Annotated in this window: 26 protein-coding genes; 3 read left to right on the top strand and 23 right to left on the bottom strand. The window is 41.3% G+C overall.

Going from position 1 to position 14600, the window contains the following annotated elements; all coding sequences use genetic code 11:
* On the top strand, window positions 1–451 hold a 451-nt coding region (locus GYA54_01905; GenBank protein NMC51465.1), incomplete at its 5' end, for a HAMP domain-containing histidine kinase.
* Between the two features lie 129 nt (window positions 452–580).
* On the opposite strand, the gene GYA54_01900 is transcribed toward GYA54_01905, so the two are convergent.
* The 23 genes from GYA54_01900 to tuf all read right to left on the bottom strand — a co-directional run bounded on the left by GYA54_01900 (window position 581) and on the right by tuf (window position 13467).
* The gene (locus tag GYA54_01900; protein ID NMC51464.1) at window positions 581–1015 is read right to left on the bottom strand and encodes a hypothetical protein; all 435 of its coding nucleotides are present in this window, start codon (window positions 1013–1015) and stop codon (window positions 581–583) included.
* Between the two features lie 92 nt (window positions 1016–1107).
* The gene (gene secY, locus GYA54_01895) at window positions 1108–2388 is read right to left on the bottom strand and encodes a preprotein translocase subunit SecY (protein NMC51463.1); all 1281 of its coding nucleotides are present in this window, start codon (window positions 2386–2388) and stop codon (window positions 1108–1110) included.
* Between the two features lie 26 nt (window positions 2389–2414).
* A complete protein-coding gene (gene rplO, locus GYA54_01890; GenBank protein NMC51462.1) occupies window positions 2415–2891 on the bottom strand; it encodes a 50S ribosomal protein L15 in 477 nt (158 codons plus the stop codon).
* A 4-nt stretch (window positions 2892–2895) separates the two neighbouring features.
* Window positions 2896–3384 (bottom strand): 30S ribosomal protein S5, encoded by a 489-nt coding sequence (locus GYA54_01885; protein NMC51461.1) that lies wholly within the window; start codon window positions 3382–3384, stop codon window positions 2896–2898.
* 16 nt (window positions 3385–3400) lie between these two features.
* Entirely contained in the window at window positions 3401–3757 is a 357-nt protein-coding gene (locus tag GYA54_01880) for a 50S ribosomal protein L18 (GenBank protein NMC51460.1), read from the bottom strand.
* Window positions 3758–3937: 180 nt separating this feature from the next.
* Complete coding sequence (gene rplF / locus GYA54_01875) at window positions 3938–4483, bottom strand: 50S ribosomal protein L6 (GenBank protein ID NMC51459.1); 546 nt, start codon at window positions 4481–4483, stop codon at window positions 3938–3940.
* A 10-nt stretch (window positions 4484–4493) separates the two neighbouring features.
* The gene (rpsH, locus tag GYA54_01870) at window positions 4494–4931 is read right to left on the bottom strand and encodes a 30S ribosomal protein S8 (protein NMC51458.1); all 438 of its coding nucleotides are present in this window, start codon (window positions 4929–4931) and stop codon (window positions 4494–4496) included.
* A gap of 24 nt (window positions 4932–4955) precedes the next feature.
* Window positions 4956–5141, bottom strand: a complete 186-nt coding sequence (locus GYA54_01865) for a type Z 30S ribosomal protein S14 (GenBank protein NMC51457.1) — start codon at window positions 5139–5141, stop codon at window positions 4956–4958.
* A 14-nt stretch (window positions 5142–5155) separates the two neighbouring features.
* The gene (gene rplE / locus GYA54_01860; GenBank protein ID NMC51456.1) at window positions 5156–5722 is read right to left on the bottom strand and encodes a 50S ribosomal protein L5; all 567 of its coding nucleotides are present in this window, start codon (window positions 5720–5722) and stop codon (window positions 5156–5158) included.
* Between the two features lie 13 nt (window positions 5723–5735).
* The gene (gene rplX / locus GYA54_01855) at window positions 5736–6092 is read right to left on the bottom strand and encodes a 50S ribosomal protein L24 (GenBank protein NMC51455.1); all 357 of its coding nucleotides are present in this window, start codon (window positions 6090–6092) and stop codon (window positions 5736–5738) included.
* Window positions 6089–6460 carry a 50S ribosomal protein L14 gene (gene rplN, locus GYA54_01850; GenBank protein NMC51454.1) on the bottom strand — a complete coding sequence of 124 codons (372 nt, stop codon included), beginning with the start codon at window positions 6458–6460 and terminating at the stop codon, window positions 6089–6091. The genes rplX and rplN overlap by 4 nt, the downstream gene beginning before the upstream one ends.
* Window positions 6461–6470: 10 nt before the next feature.
* On the bottom strand, window positions 6471–6722 hold the full coding sequence (gene rpsQ / locus GYA54_01845) for a 30S ribosomal protein S17 (protein ID NMC51453.1): 252 nt from the start codon (window positions 6720–6722) through the stop codon (window positions 6471–6473).
* Window positions 6723–6735: 13 nt separating this feature from the next.
* The gene (gene rpmC, locus GYA54_01840) at window positions 6736–6930 is read right to left on the bottom strand and encodes a 50S ribosomal protein L29 (protein ID NMC51452.1); all 195 of its coding nucleotides are present in this window, start codon (window positions 6928–6930) and stop codon (window positions 6736–6738) included.
* Window positions 6931–6934: 4 nt separating this feature from the next.
* The gene (gene rplP, locus GYA54_01835) at window positions 6935–7345 is read right to left on the bottom strand and encodes a 50S ribosomal protein L16 (protein NMC51451.1); all 411 of its coding nucleotides are present in this window, start codon (window positions 7343–7345) and stop codon (window positions 6935–6937) included.
* Between the two features lie 5 nt (window positions 7346–7350).
* A complete protein-coding gene (gene rpsC / locus GYA54_01830) occupies window positions 7351–8007 on the bottom strand; it encodes a 30S ribosomal protein S3 (protein ID NMC51450.1) in 657 nt (218 codons plus the stop codon).
* Between the two features lie 17 nt (window positions 8008–8024).
* Window positions 8025–8567: a 50S ribosomal protein L22 gene (rplV, locus tag GYA54_01825; GenBank protein ID NMC51449.1), complete on the bottom strand. Its 543-nt coding sequence runs from the start codon at window positions 8565–8567 to the stop codon at window positions 8025–8027.
* A 5-nt stretch (window positions 8568–8572) separates the two neighbouring features.
* A complete protein-coding gene (gene rpsS / locus GYA54_01820; GenBank protein NMC51448.1) occupies window positions 8573–8905 on the bottom strand; it encodes a 30S ribosomal protein S19 in 333 nt (110 codons plus the stop codon).
* A 4-nt stretch (window positions 8906–8909) separates the two neighbouring features.
* A complete protein-coding gene (gene rplB, locus GYA54_01815) occupies window positions 8910–9758 on the bottom strand; it encodes a 50S ribosomal protein L2 (protein ID NMC51447.1) in 849 nt (282 codons plus the stop codon).
* Window positions 9759–9766: 8 nt separating this feature from the next.
* On the bottom strand, window positions 9767–10195 hold the full coding sequence (rplW, locus tag GYA54_01810) for a 50S ribosomal protein L23 (GenBank protein NMC51446.1): 429 nt from the start codon (window positions 10193–10195) through the stop codon (window positions 9767–9769).
* 1 nt (window position 10196) lies between these two features.
* A complete protein-coding gene (gene rplD, locus GYA54_01805) occupies window positions 10197–10916 on the bottom strand; it encodes a 50S ribosomal protein L4 (protein NMC51445.1) in 720 nt (239 codons plus the stop codon).
* Between the two features lie 2 nt (window positions 10917–10918).
* Entirely contained in the window at window positions 10919–11647 is a 729-nt protein-coding gene (gene rplC / locus GYA54_01800; protein ID NMC51444.1) for a 50S ribosomal protein L3, read from the bottom strand.
* A 211-nt stretch (window positions 11648–11858) separates the two neighbouring features.
* Window positions 11859–12203 carry a 30S ribosomal protein S10 gene (gene rpsJ, locus GYA54_01795; GenBank protein NMC51443.1) on the bottom strand — a complete coding sequence of 115 codons (345 nt, stop codon included), beginning with the start codon at window positions 12201–12203 and terminating at the stop codon, window positions 11859–11861.
* Window positions 12204–12261: 58 nt separating this feature from the next.
* Complete coding sequence (gene tuf / locus GYA54_01790) at window positions 12262–13467, bottom strand: elongation factor Tu (protein ID NMC51442.1); 1206 nt, start codon at window positions 13465–13467, stop codon at window positions 12262–12264.
* A 265-nt stretch (window positions 13468–13732) separates the two neighbouring features.
* On the opposite strand from tuf, the gene GYA54_01785 reads away from it, so the two are divergent.
* Both GYA54_01785 and GYA54_01780 read left to right on the top strand, forming a co-directional pair.
* Window positions 13733–14299 carry a hypothetical protein gene (locus GYA54_01785; GenBank protein ID NMC51441.1) on the top strand — a complete coding sequence of 189 codons (567 nt, stop codon included), beginning with the start codon at window positions 13733–13735 and terminating at the stop codon, window positions 14297–14299.
* A gap of 82 nt (window positions 14300–14381) precedes the next feature.
* The coding region (locus tag GYA54_01780; GenBank protein NMC51440.1) for a hypothetical protein at window positions 14382–14600 on the top strand (219 nt) is incomplete at its 3' end.

Raw genomic sequence — 14600 nt, 5'->3', positions numbered from 1 at the left:
CAATATTATAAGAGAAAATCAGCCTTTGGCTGACAAGAAAAATATTAAGGTTAGCCTGAGGAATGAGAGCGAGGTGCCACTTCTTTTTGTTGACCCAAAAAGGATCAGCATGGTGATAGAGAATCTTTTGACCAATGCTGTAAAATATATCAATGTTGAAAATGGCGGGGTGATATCCGTAGAGATATCGCGGCAGGATGGTGATGTACTTTTTAGTATTTCTGATAATGGCGTGGGCATACCTGATAAAGACAAAAAGAAGATATTCAAGAAATTTTTTCGGGCGGAGAATATAATGAAATTACAGACTAGCGGTACGGGGCTCGGGTTATTTATCGCCAGAGCAATAGTCAAATCTCACAAAGGGGCGATGTGGTTTGTATCCAAGGAGGGCGAGGGGACGACTTTTTATTTCACTTTACCAATAAAGAGCAAGGGGTTTCAGGTTTAGGAATTTTCCAAAAAGAAATACGGGGCATAGAGAGGTCCTGTTTTTTGTTGGTTTATTTTTTTAAATATAAAAAGAGCCGATCCGAGTTGTATTTCGGAGCGGCTTCGTGGTACCCACGGGGGTTTTTGCTTATTTGAACTTCATAAGGCGATCCACCTTCTCATAAAATGACGGATGGACGTCACCTTTTTTTATAATTCTCGTGACCGTCTTCGTATATTTCACGCATATCCTTGTTTTGCCTGGTGATGCGGCGATGACGGTCGCCGGAGTGCCATCTTTGAGCTTGATGATGGGTTTGTGGCTATCCCTATTGAATTCGTCTAGTGCCGGCCAAGACATGGGACTAATTCCCACCCTTGGCACGCGTACTACTTTTTTTACTTCAGTCGTCACCAATAGGGTTCGATTGCGCGGACAAATGGCAGCCACGCTCACTTGTGAGCCGTTTGCTAAATACAGTTGGACGCCGTCCTCAACCTGGTAGAAATTTGCTTTTGGTCTGTGCTTTAGGCCCGATTTTATGCTAGAGATGGCGCTTTTTTGTGTACTGCTTTCTTTCATGTTGCCTCCCTTTTGCCCTTTTTACCCCTGTTTGTTTTTTGGTTTTAAAAAATGCCTGCTAAAAAACAGGCATTACTTAAAATCAAAATAAATTAGAATTCGTCGTAATTTCTCATCTCGAGCTGTGATTCTATTTGTTTGACTGTTTCAATAACGACCGAGACCACGATCAAAAGTGAAGCGCCGGAAACGACCATACTGCTGACACCAGTCAGGGGGCCGACGATCAAAGGCAGGACAGCAATCAAGCCAAGTGACAGAGAGCCGGCGAGCATGATGCGATTACTAACTCCACCCAAATATTCGGCAGTCTGTCGGCCAGGGCGCATACCAGGCACAAAGCCACCTTGTTTTTGGAGGTTGTCAGCAATCTGTTGGGGATGAAAAATGACAGCCGTATAAAAATAGGTAAAACCGACAACCAAAAGGAAATAAAGGGAGCCATAGAATATTTGGTTCTGGAAAAGCTTGGTGACGAATTCAGCGATAGTGATTATAAAGCCACTGTTGGCGCGCATAGCCAGCTGGGCGACTAGAGTCGGGATCATGATAAGGGAAACGGCAAAGATAATAGGAATCATACCAGCTTGATTGACTTTTAGCGGTAGATGGCTGTCAAAGCCGCCATACATCCTGGTGCCGCGAACACGTTTGGCATAAGAGATGGGGATATTTCTTTGAGCTTCAGTGATATAGACGACGCCGGCAACGGTAGCTACGGCGATTACCAGGAAAACAGCAATGTTGAGTATTTGTTGGATTTGAAAAGTGGCGACGGTCCTCTGGATAGCTGAGGGCATGCCGGAGACGATACCGGCAAAAATGATAAGGGAGATGCCATTGCCAATTTTTTTCTCAGAGATAAGTTCGCCGAGCCACATGAGAAACATGGTGCCGGCGGTTAAAATGATAATAGTAATCAGATAATCAGTAGTAGAGAAATCGGTGATAATGTTTCGTGATGATTGCTGGAGAAGTTTTATGGTGCTATAGCCCTGAAGAAGAGCCAGGGGGACAGTCAGGATGCGCGTGTATTGGTTGATTCTTTTTTGCCCAGATTCACCTTCCTTCATTATTTCTTCGAGTCTTGGCACGATCATGGCCAAGAGCTGAAAAATAATAGAGGCCGTGATATAGGGTCCGATACCCAAAGCTACAATGGAAAAGTTGGAAAGACCGCCACCAGAAAAAATATTCAGAAGGCCCAGAATTTCATTATCAGAAAAAAAGTTTTTTAGGGCGACGACATCGACACCGGGCAGGGGGATATGAGCGGAGATTCTAAAGACAACCAAAAGAGACAGGACAAAAATTATTTTTTTCCTGAGCTCTCTGTCTTTAAAAACTCTGATTAATTTTTCGGTGAATCTCATAAAAAATCAGACAAAATCTATAAAAATTATTTTGAATTTTCCTTTTTTTCTGTTTTTTTGGTTGGGAGAGGCGAGATGGTCCCGCCAGCAGCTTTGATTTTGGTTTCAGCTGCTTGGCTGAGCGAGCACCCATCTACATTTATTTTAATATTTATTGAGCCATCAGACAAGATTTTGGCCCCATGTTTGACAGTAGCGATGAGTTTTTTGGCAGCCAAACTCTTAGGGTTGACCAGTTCATTATCCTTGTAGTTTTTATTGATAGTCCCAAGCGAAACAACGGCTGGTTTCTCATTGAGAGATTTAAACCCCCTTAATTTGTGGGTGCGTTCCAAAAGCTGACGCATGCCAAGTCTTTTGAGACCGCGACTGCCGCCAGATCGAGCTTTTTGGCCTTTCATACCGCGGCCAGAATAAGTGCCCCTTTTGCCGCCACGGCCAATTGTTTTGGCTTTGCGCTTAGAGCCTTTTTGGGGTTTTAGGTTGGATAGGGTAAGAGCCATAAATTTATTTATTTATTTTTTTCAGAGCGTAATAGACCGCCTTAACATTGTTGACCTTATTTTGTGAGCCAATTATTTTGGCGACGACGTCGCGGTAGCCAGCCAATTCCAAGACAATGCGGACTACGCCACCGGCGATAATACCGCGGCCTTTTTTGCCTGGGCGGATCATCACTTCGGCGGCTTTGAATTTTTCTTTGAGGGCATAGGGGATAGTGCCTGTTTTGACATCAGCTTTGAGAATTCTTTTTTTGGCTTGAGCGACAGCCTTGTTGATAGCGATGGTGGTATCAGATCCCTTGGCAACACCAAAACTAATTTGGCCGGCACGGTCACCGAGGACAATACAAGCCCGGAAATTCATTCTTTTGCCGCCCTTGGTAACGCGGGTTACTCTGGCTAGGTCGACCAATTTTTGCTCAAAGGCCGAATCTTCTTCTCTGGATTTTTTAGGCCGGCGGGGGTTGTTTTTGGAATCTGGTTTTGGGGTCATATGATTATTTTAAGAATTAAAATTGTAGGCCATTTTCCCTGGCACCTTCGGCCACAGCCTTGACGCGACCATGATATTTTCTACCAGAGCGGTCAAAAACACATTGATTAATACCAGCCTTTTTTGCTTTACTGGCCAATTCGCGTCCGGCTGAGGTGGCTATTTCTGTTTTAGTGCCTTTGATATCCATATTTTTGCTATGGACACTGACTAGGGTTTTGCCGCTTTGATCATCTATCAGTTGTAGAAAAATATATTTTAAACTGCGAGAAACAGAGAGCCGGGGTATTTTTGGAGTACCAAAAATTTTCGCTCGGATTCTTTTTTGGCGGCGCTCAAGGTTGTCTTTTTTTATTTTACTATTGTTCTTCATAATTGTTATAATCGTTGTTTAAAATATTGTGTGAAATGGTGAGGCTATTGGTAGCAATTGAATTGGCATTAATTTCTTTGACCGTTTTATTATAGAAACTGATAACAAAAGTGCTTGCCCCAAAGATGATTATCGAGAGTACAATCCAACAGTATAGTGATGTCTTTGGGTCAGTCATATTTAGGCGCCACTTTTTACTTGCTTACCGGCTTTTCTCAAAATAGTTTCTTCTACATATTTTATACCCTTACCTTTATATGGTTCCGGTTTTCTTACTTTTCTGATATTGGCGGCAGTTTCTCCCAAAAGTTGTTTGTCAATGCCTTCCAGCGTGATAATATTTTTTTCTACCGATCCCTTGAGGCCTTTGGGCAGGGGGAATTTCACATCGTGCGAATAACCGACTGAGAGCATCAGGGTGTCACCCTTGAGCTCTGCTTTATAGCCAACACCTTTTATTTCCAATTGTTTTTGATAGCCATTTAGGACACCCTCAATATTATTGGCGATTATTTGGCGCATAGTACCCCAAAGGGCTTTTTGGCTCAAGTCCTCTTTGTCATTGATGGATATCTCCAGGGTATTATCTTTTTTTTCAACATTAACTGTCGGGTGGACATGGCAGATTAATTCACCTTTTGGTCCTTTGCATTTGAAAACATGGTCACTAAAAGAGATTTCAACGCCCGGTGGTATGGTGATTGGTTTTTTCCCTATTCTAGACATAAATTTAAAATTAATATATTTCGCAAATAATTTCGCCGCCAACTTTTTGTTTTCTGGCTTCGCGGTCAGTCAGGAGTCCTTTTGAGGTGGAGATGATGGCCAGGCCTTTGCCGTTCAGCACAAAAGGTATATTTTCTTTGTCTACATAAACACGGCGTCCCGGTTTGCTGATTCTCTCTAATTTGGTTATTTTTGGCTGGCGACTGTCGGCGTCATAATAAAGTTTTATTTTTATACTATCGAAACGGCTGGTAATACTGGCCTTGCGGTTAATTTTACCGCCAGCGGCTTCTATTTTTTCAACTTCTTGTAGCCAGCCCTCTTTGGTCAGAATATTTAGGATGCCCATTTTCAATTTTGAGTATGGCAAAACCAGCTCGCTCTTTTTGACTATTTGAGCGTTCCTGATGCGGGTTAGCATGTCAGCGATAGGATCTGTCATAATGATTGTTTTACTATTAAAATTATTTTATTACCAGCTTGATTTTGTAACTCCCGGCAAATCACCCTTGTTGGCCAACTCTCTAAGACAAATACGGCAAAGGTTGAATTTGCGAATATAGCCTTTGTGCCTGCCGCAACGCCAACAGCGTCGAACTACGCGCGTTGAATAAAGGGGTTTCTTTTTACTTTTGACAATTTGTGCTTGTGTAGCCATAGTTACTTATCAATTTATTTTTTCTTGGTTTTCTCGATATCTTTTTCAGCGAATGGAAAACCAAAATATTTAAATAGGGCAAGGCCCTCCTCTTTGTTTTTGGCAGTAGAGGTAAGGCAAACTTCTAGCCCGTGTATATTTTCGACTTCATCCGGATTGATCTCTGGAAAAGAAAGATGTTCGCGAAAGCCAATGGTCAGATTGCCTTTGGCGTCGATACTTTTCTTATTGAGGCCACGGAAATCTCTGACTGTTGGCAAGGCCAAGTTAATTAACTTATCAACAAACTCATACATCTTATCTTTACGCATGGTGACTTTCGCTCCAACAATCTGCCCTTCCCTGGTTTTAAAAGAAGAAATTGATTTTTTGGCTTTGGTAAACACCGGTCTTTGGCCGGAGATGCGGCTCAAGGTATTTTCTACTATATCTCTAAATTTGGCGTCACCTTTGGCTGTGGAAATCCCGACGTTGATGGTCGCCTTGGTGATTTTAGGCACGGCCATTTTGTTGGCGTAGCCAAAATCTGCCTCGAGGCGAGGAACAATTTCATCAAGATATTTTTTATGGAGTCTGTTCATAAATTAATTATTTTTAGATAACTGCTTTGCATTTGCGGCAGATTCTTTGCTTGATTGTTTTTTTCTTGGCTGTCTCGTTTTTATTTTCAGATACCTGGTAGCCCACTCTGGTTGTTTTGCCGCACTTGGGACAAACAAGCGCAACCTTGGAGATATCTGTTGGGTAGGGGAACATAATCCTTTGGCCCTTTTCCCGTTCATTTTTTGGGCGGACATGTTTGTACCTTAAATTCAATCCCTCAACAACTATCTTGGTTTTTTGTTTGGGGTTTTTTGCGGCGATAACATGCAGGACCTTGCCTGTTTTGCCAAGATCTTTACCGGAGAGAAACTTTACTATGTCGTTAGTTTTTATTTTCATATGATTTATAGAACTTCTGGAGCTAAGGAAATAATTTTGTTGAAACCAAGGGCGCGCAGCTCTCTGGCAACGGGGCCGAGAATGCGGGTGCCTTTTGGTTCTTTGTTTTTTTTGTCAATAATAACAGCAGCGTTGTCATCAAAGCGAATATAGATACCGCTCGGTCGGCGGATTTCTTTTCTGGTTCTGACAATAACAGCGTGGGCCACAGTGCCTTTTTTTATCTGGGTATGGGGTTCGGCTTCTTTGATGGCGACAGTAACAATATCACCCAGCCGGGCGTATCTTTTTTTGTAGCCGCCAAGCACCTTAATAACCTGGAGTCTTTTGGCTCCGGAGTTGTCAGCAACTTTTAGGATTGTACGATGTTGAACCATATAATATAAATTAATTCTTTTCCGGATAAATCCGCCATTTTTTATCTTTGGAAAGTGGTCGGCATTCGATAAAGTTTACTTTGTCGCCGACCCGGTATTGGCCTTTCTCGTCATGAACTTTGTATTTTTTACTAGTTTTGTATCTCTTCTGATATTTGGGATGAATTTTTGTTCTTTCAACCAAAACAACAATAGTCTTGGCCATCTTGGTAGAAACCACTTTGCCGGAGAATATTTTTTTCTGTTTTTTTACCTGTGTCATAGGAAGAATAATGTTATTTTTGTTCTTTTTGCTTGTTGATAAAGGTCATGATACGAGCAATTTCTTGTTTGGCAGTTTTGACTTCATGGACTTTTTTGAGCTGTCTTTGGGCAACCTTAAAACGCATCACTCTTAAGCTTTCTTTCTTTTCGCCGAGCAATTTTTTCAATTCAGCATCTGATTTGGTTTTTAATTCTTGTATGGTCATGCGTTTATTTTTTAACAAATTTGGTTTTGACTGGCAATTTGTGACCAGCCATGATTAGAGCCTCTTTGGCTTTGGCTTCTGGTATGCCAAACATTTCAAAGAGTATGTGGCCTGGCAAAACAGAAAAAACATAATGGTCGACAGCTCCCTTACCCTTGCCCATAGGAACCTCAGATCCCTTGCTGGTAACTGGTTTATCTGGAAATACTCGGGTCCATATTTTGCCACCTTTTCTAATATAGCGTACCAAGACGCGCCTGGCAGCTTCGATTTGTCTGGCGGTCACCCAGCATTCTTCAGTAGACTTTAGTCCGCAGGAACCAAAAGAAACCTCAGTCATGCGTGAAGCCTTTTTGCCGGAAGCGCCAGCAACTTTGTGCCATTTTCTGTGTTTTACTTTTCTTGGTGCCAACATATTAATTATTTATTATTTTCATCTGTATTAAAGACATCGCCCTTATAGATCCAGACTTTTATACCAATAGCGCCATAGGTAGTGTGAGCGGCCAATCTAGCATAATCAATATCAGCCCTAAAGGTATGGAGCGGTATTTTGCCTTCGCCCAGGGTTTCTCTTCTGGCTATTTCAGCTCCGCCCAATCGCCCAGAACAAGATATTTTTGCGCCCTTGCCACCAGCTTTCATGATCTGTTCAATATATTTTTTCATAGTCTTGCGATGGGGAATTCTTTTTTCCAAATCCAGAGCGACACTTTGGGCGACAATTCTAGCAGAGAGGCCCGGTTTGCTGACTTCTTTAATATTAATTTGGATTTTTATTTTTTTATCCTTGATTATTGATTTGGCTATATGGTTTTTTAGGTCCTCGATAGAGGATCCGCCTTTGCCGATAATCATGCCCGGTCGGCTGGTATTGATGTTTATTTCCAAGGTGTCAGCTGTGCGATCAATAACAACACTGTCTACACTGGCTTCTTTGAATTTTTTTTCCAAGAATTTTCTAATTTTAATATCTTCTTCCAGTTTGGCAGAATATTTTTTATTACTAAACCAGCGAGAACTCCAAGTTCTGGTGGTGCCGATACGGAATATTTTTGGATTTACTTTTTGACCCATATAGTTTGATAAATAAATTAGCCAGATTTTCTACTAAAGAATCTTTTTTTGCCTTTTTCCCCAAAATTTTTGGAACCGGATTTTTTTTCTGCTGACTTTGAACCAATGTCTTTGTCATCATCCAAAATTGATTCTTTGACCTCATCCAAAGAATTGACGACTTTAGCGGCTTCCATCTTTGGTCCCGGTTTTTCTTTATTTTTATCTTTTGAGGTTTCTTTCGAAGGTTTTATTTCAGCTAAGACAATAGTGATATGTGAAGTTTCCTTTCTTAGGCCAGAAGCGCGGCCAAAAGCTCTGGGTTTCCAGCGTTTGAGGGCTGGCCCTTGGTCAACCCTTATTTCTTTGATAAAGAGATTTTCTTTGTCTAGATGAAAATTGTGAATAGCATTGGCTAGAGCAGAATTTAGAAGCTTCAAGACAGCACGGGCAGCGGTTCTTGGAGAGAAGGATAATTCAGAAACAGCACGGTCAACCCGCTGACCGCGAATAGCATCAGCGACCAAGCGTACTTTTCTTGGTGATTGTCTCAAAAATCTTAATTTTGCTATAGCTTCCATATGGTTTATTTTTTATCTTCTTTTTTGGGAGCAGCGACAGTGGCGGCTTTGGCGGCGGCGGCCTGTTCTTCCTCGCGTTGTTTTTTGCCGCCATGCTTGATAAATCTACGGGTTGGGGAAAATTCACCCAATTTGTGTCCGACCATATTTTCTACGACAAAGACTGGAACATGCTGGCGACCATTGTGGACACCAAAAGTAAAACCAACCATTTCTGGGGTGATAGTACAGTCTCTGGACCAAGTTTTTACAACCCCAGCCTCAGATGGCTTCTTGTTGGTTATTTTTTTGATCAGTTTTTGATCCACATAAGGACCTTTTTTGAGTGAACGGCTCATATTTTTAGATTAACTTACGATTTCTTTTTCTTCTCTTGATTATTAATTTATTAGACCATTTTTTGGGTTTTCTGGTTTTAACACCCAAAGCATGTTTGCCCCAGAGGGTTTTCGGATAAGGCATACCAATTGGGTGACGACCTTCACCACCGCCATGGGGATGATCACAGGGGTTCATCGCCTTGCCACGGACAGTCGGTTTTATACCTTTATGTCTCATGCGTCCAGCTTTACCATAGCGCACCAGTCCATGATCTGGGTTGGAAACTTGGCCGATAGTAGCCAAACATTCTTTTTTTATTAAGCGTATCTCCCCAGAGGGCATTTTGAGCTGGGCGTGTTTGCCCTCGACTGCTTGGACAAAAACTCCATTGCCGGCAGATCTGGCGATGACACCACCCTTATCGGGTTCTAGTTCGATATTGTGGACCATGATGCCAAGCGGAATATGTTCTAATGGTAGGCGGTTGCCAATTTTTATTTCAATTTTTTCACGAGAAGAAAGTACTTGCTCACCAACCTTTAAGCCTTCTGGTGCAAGGATATATGATTTTGTTCCGTTGGGGTAGACAATAAGAGCTATCCTGGCCGAGCGGTTGGGGTCGTATTCAATAGCTAGAACTTGAGCTGGGCGATTAAAGTCCAATCTTTTGAAGTCAATAATTCTCAGACGTCTTTTCGCGCCGCCGCCGCGATGACGGACGGTGATCTGGCCACTATGGTTGCGACCGCCAAATTGTTTTTTAATAATAGTTAGACTCTTTTCCGGTTTCTTTTTGGTGAGATCCAAAGAAGAGACAACAGTAGTTCTGCGCCTGGAAGGGGTGGTTGGTTTGTAAGCTTTGATAGCCATAAAATTAATTAGCTTTCGTAAACGTCGATTTTGGTACCGGCGGGGATGGTGACGATGGCTTTTTTCCAATTTTTTAAGTAGCCATTGGTGTTTCTGCCAGTGCGGACTTTTTTACCGCGAACGGGAATAATTCTTATTTTTAATGGGGTGACTTTATAAATTTCTTTGATCGCAGCATTGATTTGTCTTTTGTCAGCTCGTTGGCCGACGGAAAAAACATATTGGTTTTGGCTGGATAGAATAGTAGATTTTTCTGTCAATAATGGATGAATAAGAATATCGGCATGGCGCGGATTTTTATATTCGGCTGAGTCATTATTATTGGTAATAGTTTTGGTTTTTTTGACTTCAGCATTTTTAAACTGGCCGTCGCCTTTGGAGGCGGCTGGCTTCTGTGGTTCTTCTTTATTAGTTTTACCAATGCCGAATAATGCCATATTAGTTATTTTTTAGATAAATTTTTTCTATAGTAGGCAAGCTTTCCTCAGTTAGGATCAGGTTTTTATAACGGAGCAAGTCGAGAACGTTTAGAGAATTAACGTTGGTGATTTTGATTCCGGGGATATTGCGTCCGGCGCGAGAGAGATCGGCAATTTTTTTATCAGAGGCAACCAATAAAGATAGAGAATATTTTTTGAGGTCAACGTTTTTTTCCTTCTTTTGTGATTTTTCACTTGTTTTTTCACTGATTTTTTTGTTTTTCAGTGACAAGGCATTTTTCAGGTTGAATATAATTTTACCAAATTCCTTGGTTTTTATTTCTGGTAAATTAAAGTTTTCCAAAATTATGAGATTTTTATCAGCCGCTTTGTCAGAAAGACAGGAAAAAATAGCTCCTCTTTTCATCTTTTTGTTTATTTTTTGGGTGAAATCGCGATCATTGCGTGGACCAAAAGTGACACCGCCGCCCTTCCAAAGAGGGGAGCGGGTAGAACCATGGCGGGCACGACCAGTGCCTTTCTGGCGCCAAGGTTTTTTGCCACCACCACGAACCTCATCTTTGGTTTTGGTGTGGGCCAGGTTTTGTCTTTTGTTGGCCATCTGGGCAACAGCGATTTGGTGTACCAGCGCTTCATTTATTTTGGCAGCAAAAATAGAAGGATTGAGATTTATTTCCTTGATTACTTCTCCTGATTGATTGTAAACCGGATAAGACATAATTATTGATTATTTTCAGTAGTTAGTTCTTGGTTTTCAGCGGTTTCAGTGGGAGTAGCAGCTTCGGCGTCCTGGACTTCGTTTGTTGGCTCATTGTCTTTCTTTAATTCTAGTTTGCCATCACAGGTTATTATCAGTAGACCATTTCTGGCCCCAGGGACAGCACCTTTGACATAAATAGTGTTATTATCTTTATCAACTTTAATTACGGAAAGATTTTTGATTGAAACCTGAGCGTCGCCCATATGGCCCGGCATTCTGACACCAGGGAAAACCCTGGCTGGCTCACAAGGGCCAACAGAACCAGAAGTGCGTACTTGATCTTTGGTACCATGGGTGCTGTTGTGACCGTGAAAGCCATGTCTTTTAACTACACCTTGAAATCCTTTACCCTTAGAAAAGCCAGTTACTTTTACTTTGTCTCCAACATTAAAAGCATCAACGGTGATTGTATCTCCATGGGATAGGGAGAGGGTGTCTGATTCATCAATTCTAAATTCTTTGAGGTATTGTAAATTACCGAGACCTCTAGTTTGTCCGAGTTCTCGTTTGCCAAGTTTCTTTTTGCCAGGTAGACCAATAACGGCGGCGTTGTAACCGTCTTTTGAGTCTTGCGTCTTTGTCCTGACTATGGGGCAGGGCTTGGCTTCAATGATGGTCACTGGGGTGACATTGCCATTTTCACCAAATATCTGAGTCATGCCCTTTTTTTGGCCAAGAATAAATTTCATAATTGGCTAATATAAAACAAAAATCTGGCTATAATAAACCAGATATAAAACATCTAAGGCGGGTTTTATATGTTTTGTATCTAATTTATTACCTGATTAATCAATGATTAAGAATAGTCAAATGGTTTCCGAAAGGGATCTTATTTGGATTCTTAACAGATTTTTATTTTGTAAAATACAATTTAAACTAAATATCTTATTTTGTCAACCTTTACATTTTTATTTCAATATCCACTCCACTTGGGAGAGCAAGGTTAGTCAGATCATTGATGGTGGTGCCTTTGGGGTCATAAATATCAATCAATCTTTTATGAATTCTCATTTCAAACTGCTCTCTAGCATCTTTGTGTACAAAAGTAGAGCGGTTGACAGTATATTTTGTTTTTTCAGTAGGAAGAGGCACTGGACCCTTGATTTGAGCCTGGCTTCTTTTGGCAGTATCAATGATGGTCTTCGTGGCTCGGTCAATAATTTTATGATCAAAAGCCTTGACCTTGATCCTGATCTTTGGTTTAGCTTCTTCCTCGTTGGTTTGTATTTTTTTGTTATCAACCATAGTTGGTTAAATTATTAAACAAACCAACCCCCCACTTTTAAAAAGTGGGGGGTGACGATTATTTAATAATCTTGGTAATGGCGCCTGCGCCAACAGTTTTGCCGCCTTCGCGGATAGCAAAACGCTGTTGCTCTTCAAGAGCAATAGGATGAATCAAGACAACTTTCAAGGTGATAGTATCGCCAGGCATAACCATTTCAGTGCCCTCTGGCAAAATAACTTCGCCAGTGACATCGGTAGTGCGGATATAGAATTGGGGTTTATAACCCTTGAAGAACGGGGTATGGCGACCGCCTTCTTCTTTACTTAGGACATAAACTTGGCATTCAAATTCGGTATGTGGAGTGACACTTCCTGTTTTGGCCAAAACTTGTCCTCTCATGACATCTTCTTTTTTGGTGCCGCGTAGCAAGAGGCCGGCGTTATCGCCAGACTGGCCTTCGTCCAATTGTTTATTGAACATTTCAATACCAGTGACTACTGTTTTTTGAGTATCTTTGAGGCCAACAATTTCAACTTCTTCGTTTAGTTTAATGGTGCCTCTTTCAATTCTACCGGTAACTACGGTGCCACGGCCTTCAATTGTGAAGATATCTTCGACTGGCATGAGGAAAGGCTTGTCTGTGACCCTGACCGGATCCGGGATATATTCATCGAGTTTATTTAAGAGCTCACCGATAGCTTTGAAATTTTCATCATCTTTATTGCCAGCTTGGGCAGCCTCGAGGGCTTTCAAGGCAGATCCCCTGATAATCGGGGTGGTGTCGCCAGGGAATTCATATTTTTTCAAAAGGTCGCGGATTTCTTCTTCGACCAAGTCTATAAGCTCTTTGTCATCTACCTGGTCAACTTTATTTAAGAAAACAACAATGTGCGGTACGCCGACTTGGTGGGCCAAAAGAATATGCTCTCTGGTTTGAGGCATTGGGCCGTCAGCAGCAGAAACGACAAGAATAGCGCCATCCATCTGAGCGGCACCGGTGATCATGTTTTTGATATAATCGGCATGACCAGGACAGTCAATGTGGGCATAATGCTTTTTGGCGGTTTCATATTCTACATGAGTAGTAGAAATAGTAATACCGCGTTCTCTCTCTTCTGGAGAGTTGTCGATTTGGTCAACAGATTTGTCTTGTGCTGTGCCACCAGTCGTTTTTATATAAGAAAGGAGGGCAGCAGTCAAAGTGGTTTTGCCGTGGTCAACGTGGCCAATAGTACCGACATTGACATGGGGCTTTGTTCTTTCGAATTTACCAGCCATAATAAGCCGTCAATTTTAGCGACCCCCTTGCCGCTCCCGCGGTCGCGGGAGAAAGTCAGGGGTTATATACCAGCCGCTAATATTAATTTATTAATAATTTTTAAAGATAGCCAACATCAGAAAACCCTTGGTTTTCTGGTTAAGGCGGTCTTTTTATATTAAATTGTTTGATTTAAAAGTAATTATAGTATATCAATTTTTGGGAATATGTCAAATTAGCCTTTTCAACATTGATAAGTTTATGGTTTTGGGTTAATATTATAGATGTATGTCACTGACTAAAAATGACAAAAAAATAGCTGATATCAGCACCTATAATACTTTTAAGGTTTTTGAGGATATATATAATAAGGAGGGTGATGACAGCCCATCTTGGGAGATGACTTTGCCCAAAAGAAACAAGAAATCTTCTTTCTGGGCCAGTTTCCTGATTTTTGTTTTTATTTTGAGTGTTTTTGGGGTTGGTTTTTACCCGTCTCTTTCTTATTTATTAAAGACGCCATATCCTATTTTGGTAATGACAGAAGATTCAATGTGGCCGGTGATAGAGAGGGATGATTTGGTTTTGGTGCGCGGATTGATTAGTAAAGAAGAGATAAAAACAAATGATTTGGTGGTTTTCAAACAGAAAGAAAAAGAAAACGATAATCTGGCAGTACAAAGAGTTGTGGATGTAGATAGAGAAGATGGGCAGGTGATCGTCAGGGGAGAAACAGATAATTCGCTAAATGTTTCGATAACGGCTAGTCAGGTGGTGGGCAAGGTGTTGGGAGAGGAAAATCCGGTCAAGGTGCCGTTGATTGGTAAATTTATAGGATATTTGGCGAGAAGATAGGGAGGTAGGGTTGTAGAAAGTAGGGGGTAGGAGAGATTTAGGATTTAAGATTTAAGAATATTTAGAAATTAAATTAAAATTTATGGGTGATGAATATGGGGTAATACCAGGTGATTATGTTAGTCAAGTTGAGAATGAGGGAAATTTTACCAAAGAAACAGCACAAGCCGAGTGGTTTGAAAAATTTGGAATTAGAGATACAAGAGATTGGCGGCAGCTTTTAGAGATAGATCCAGCAAAAGCCAAGGAAGCTTTGCAACATGTGGTTGATAATAGAGAACATTTTCCCCAATATGATGAT

Source organism: Candidatus Kuenenbacteria bacterium, assembly GCA_012797775.1.
In the GTDB taxonomy this organism is placed as follows: Bacteria; Patescibacteriota; Patescibacteriia; order UBA2196; family GWA2-42-15; genus JAAZMX01.
This window is presented reverse-complemented; position numbering and strand designations above follow the sequence as displayed.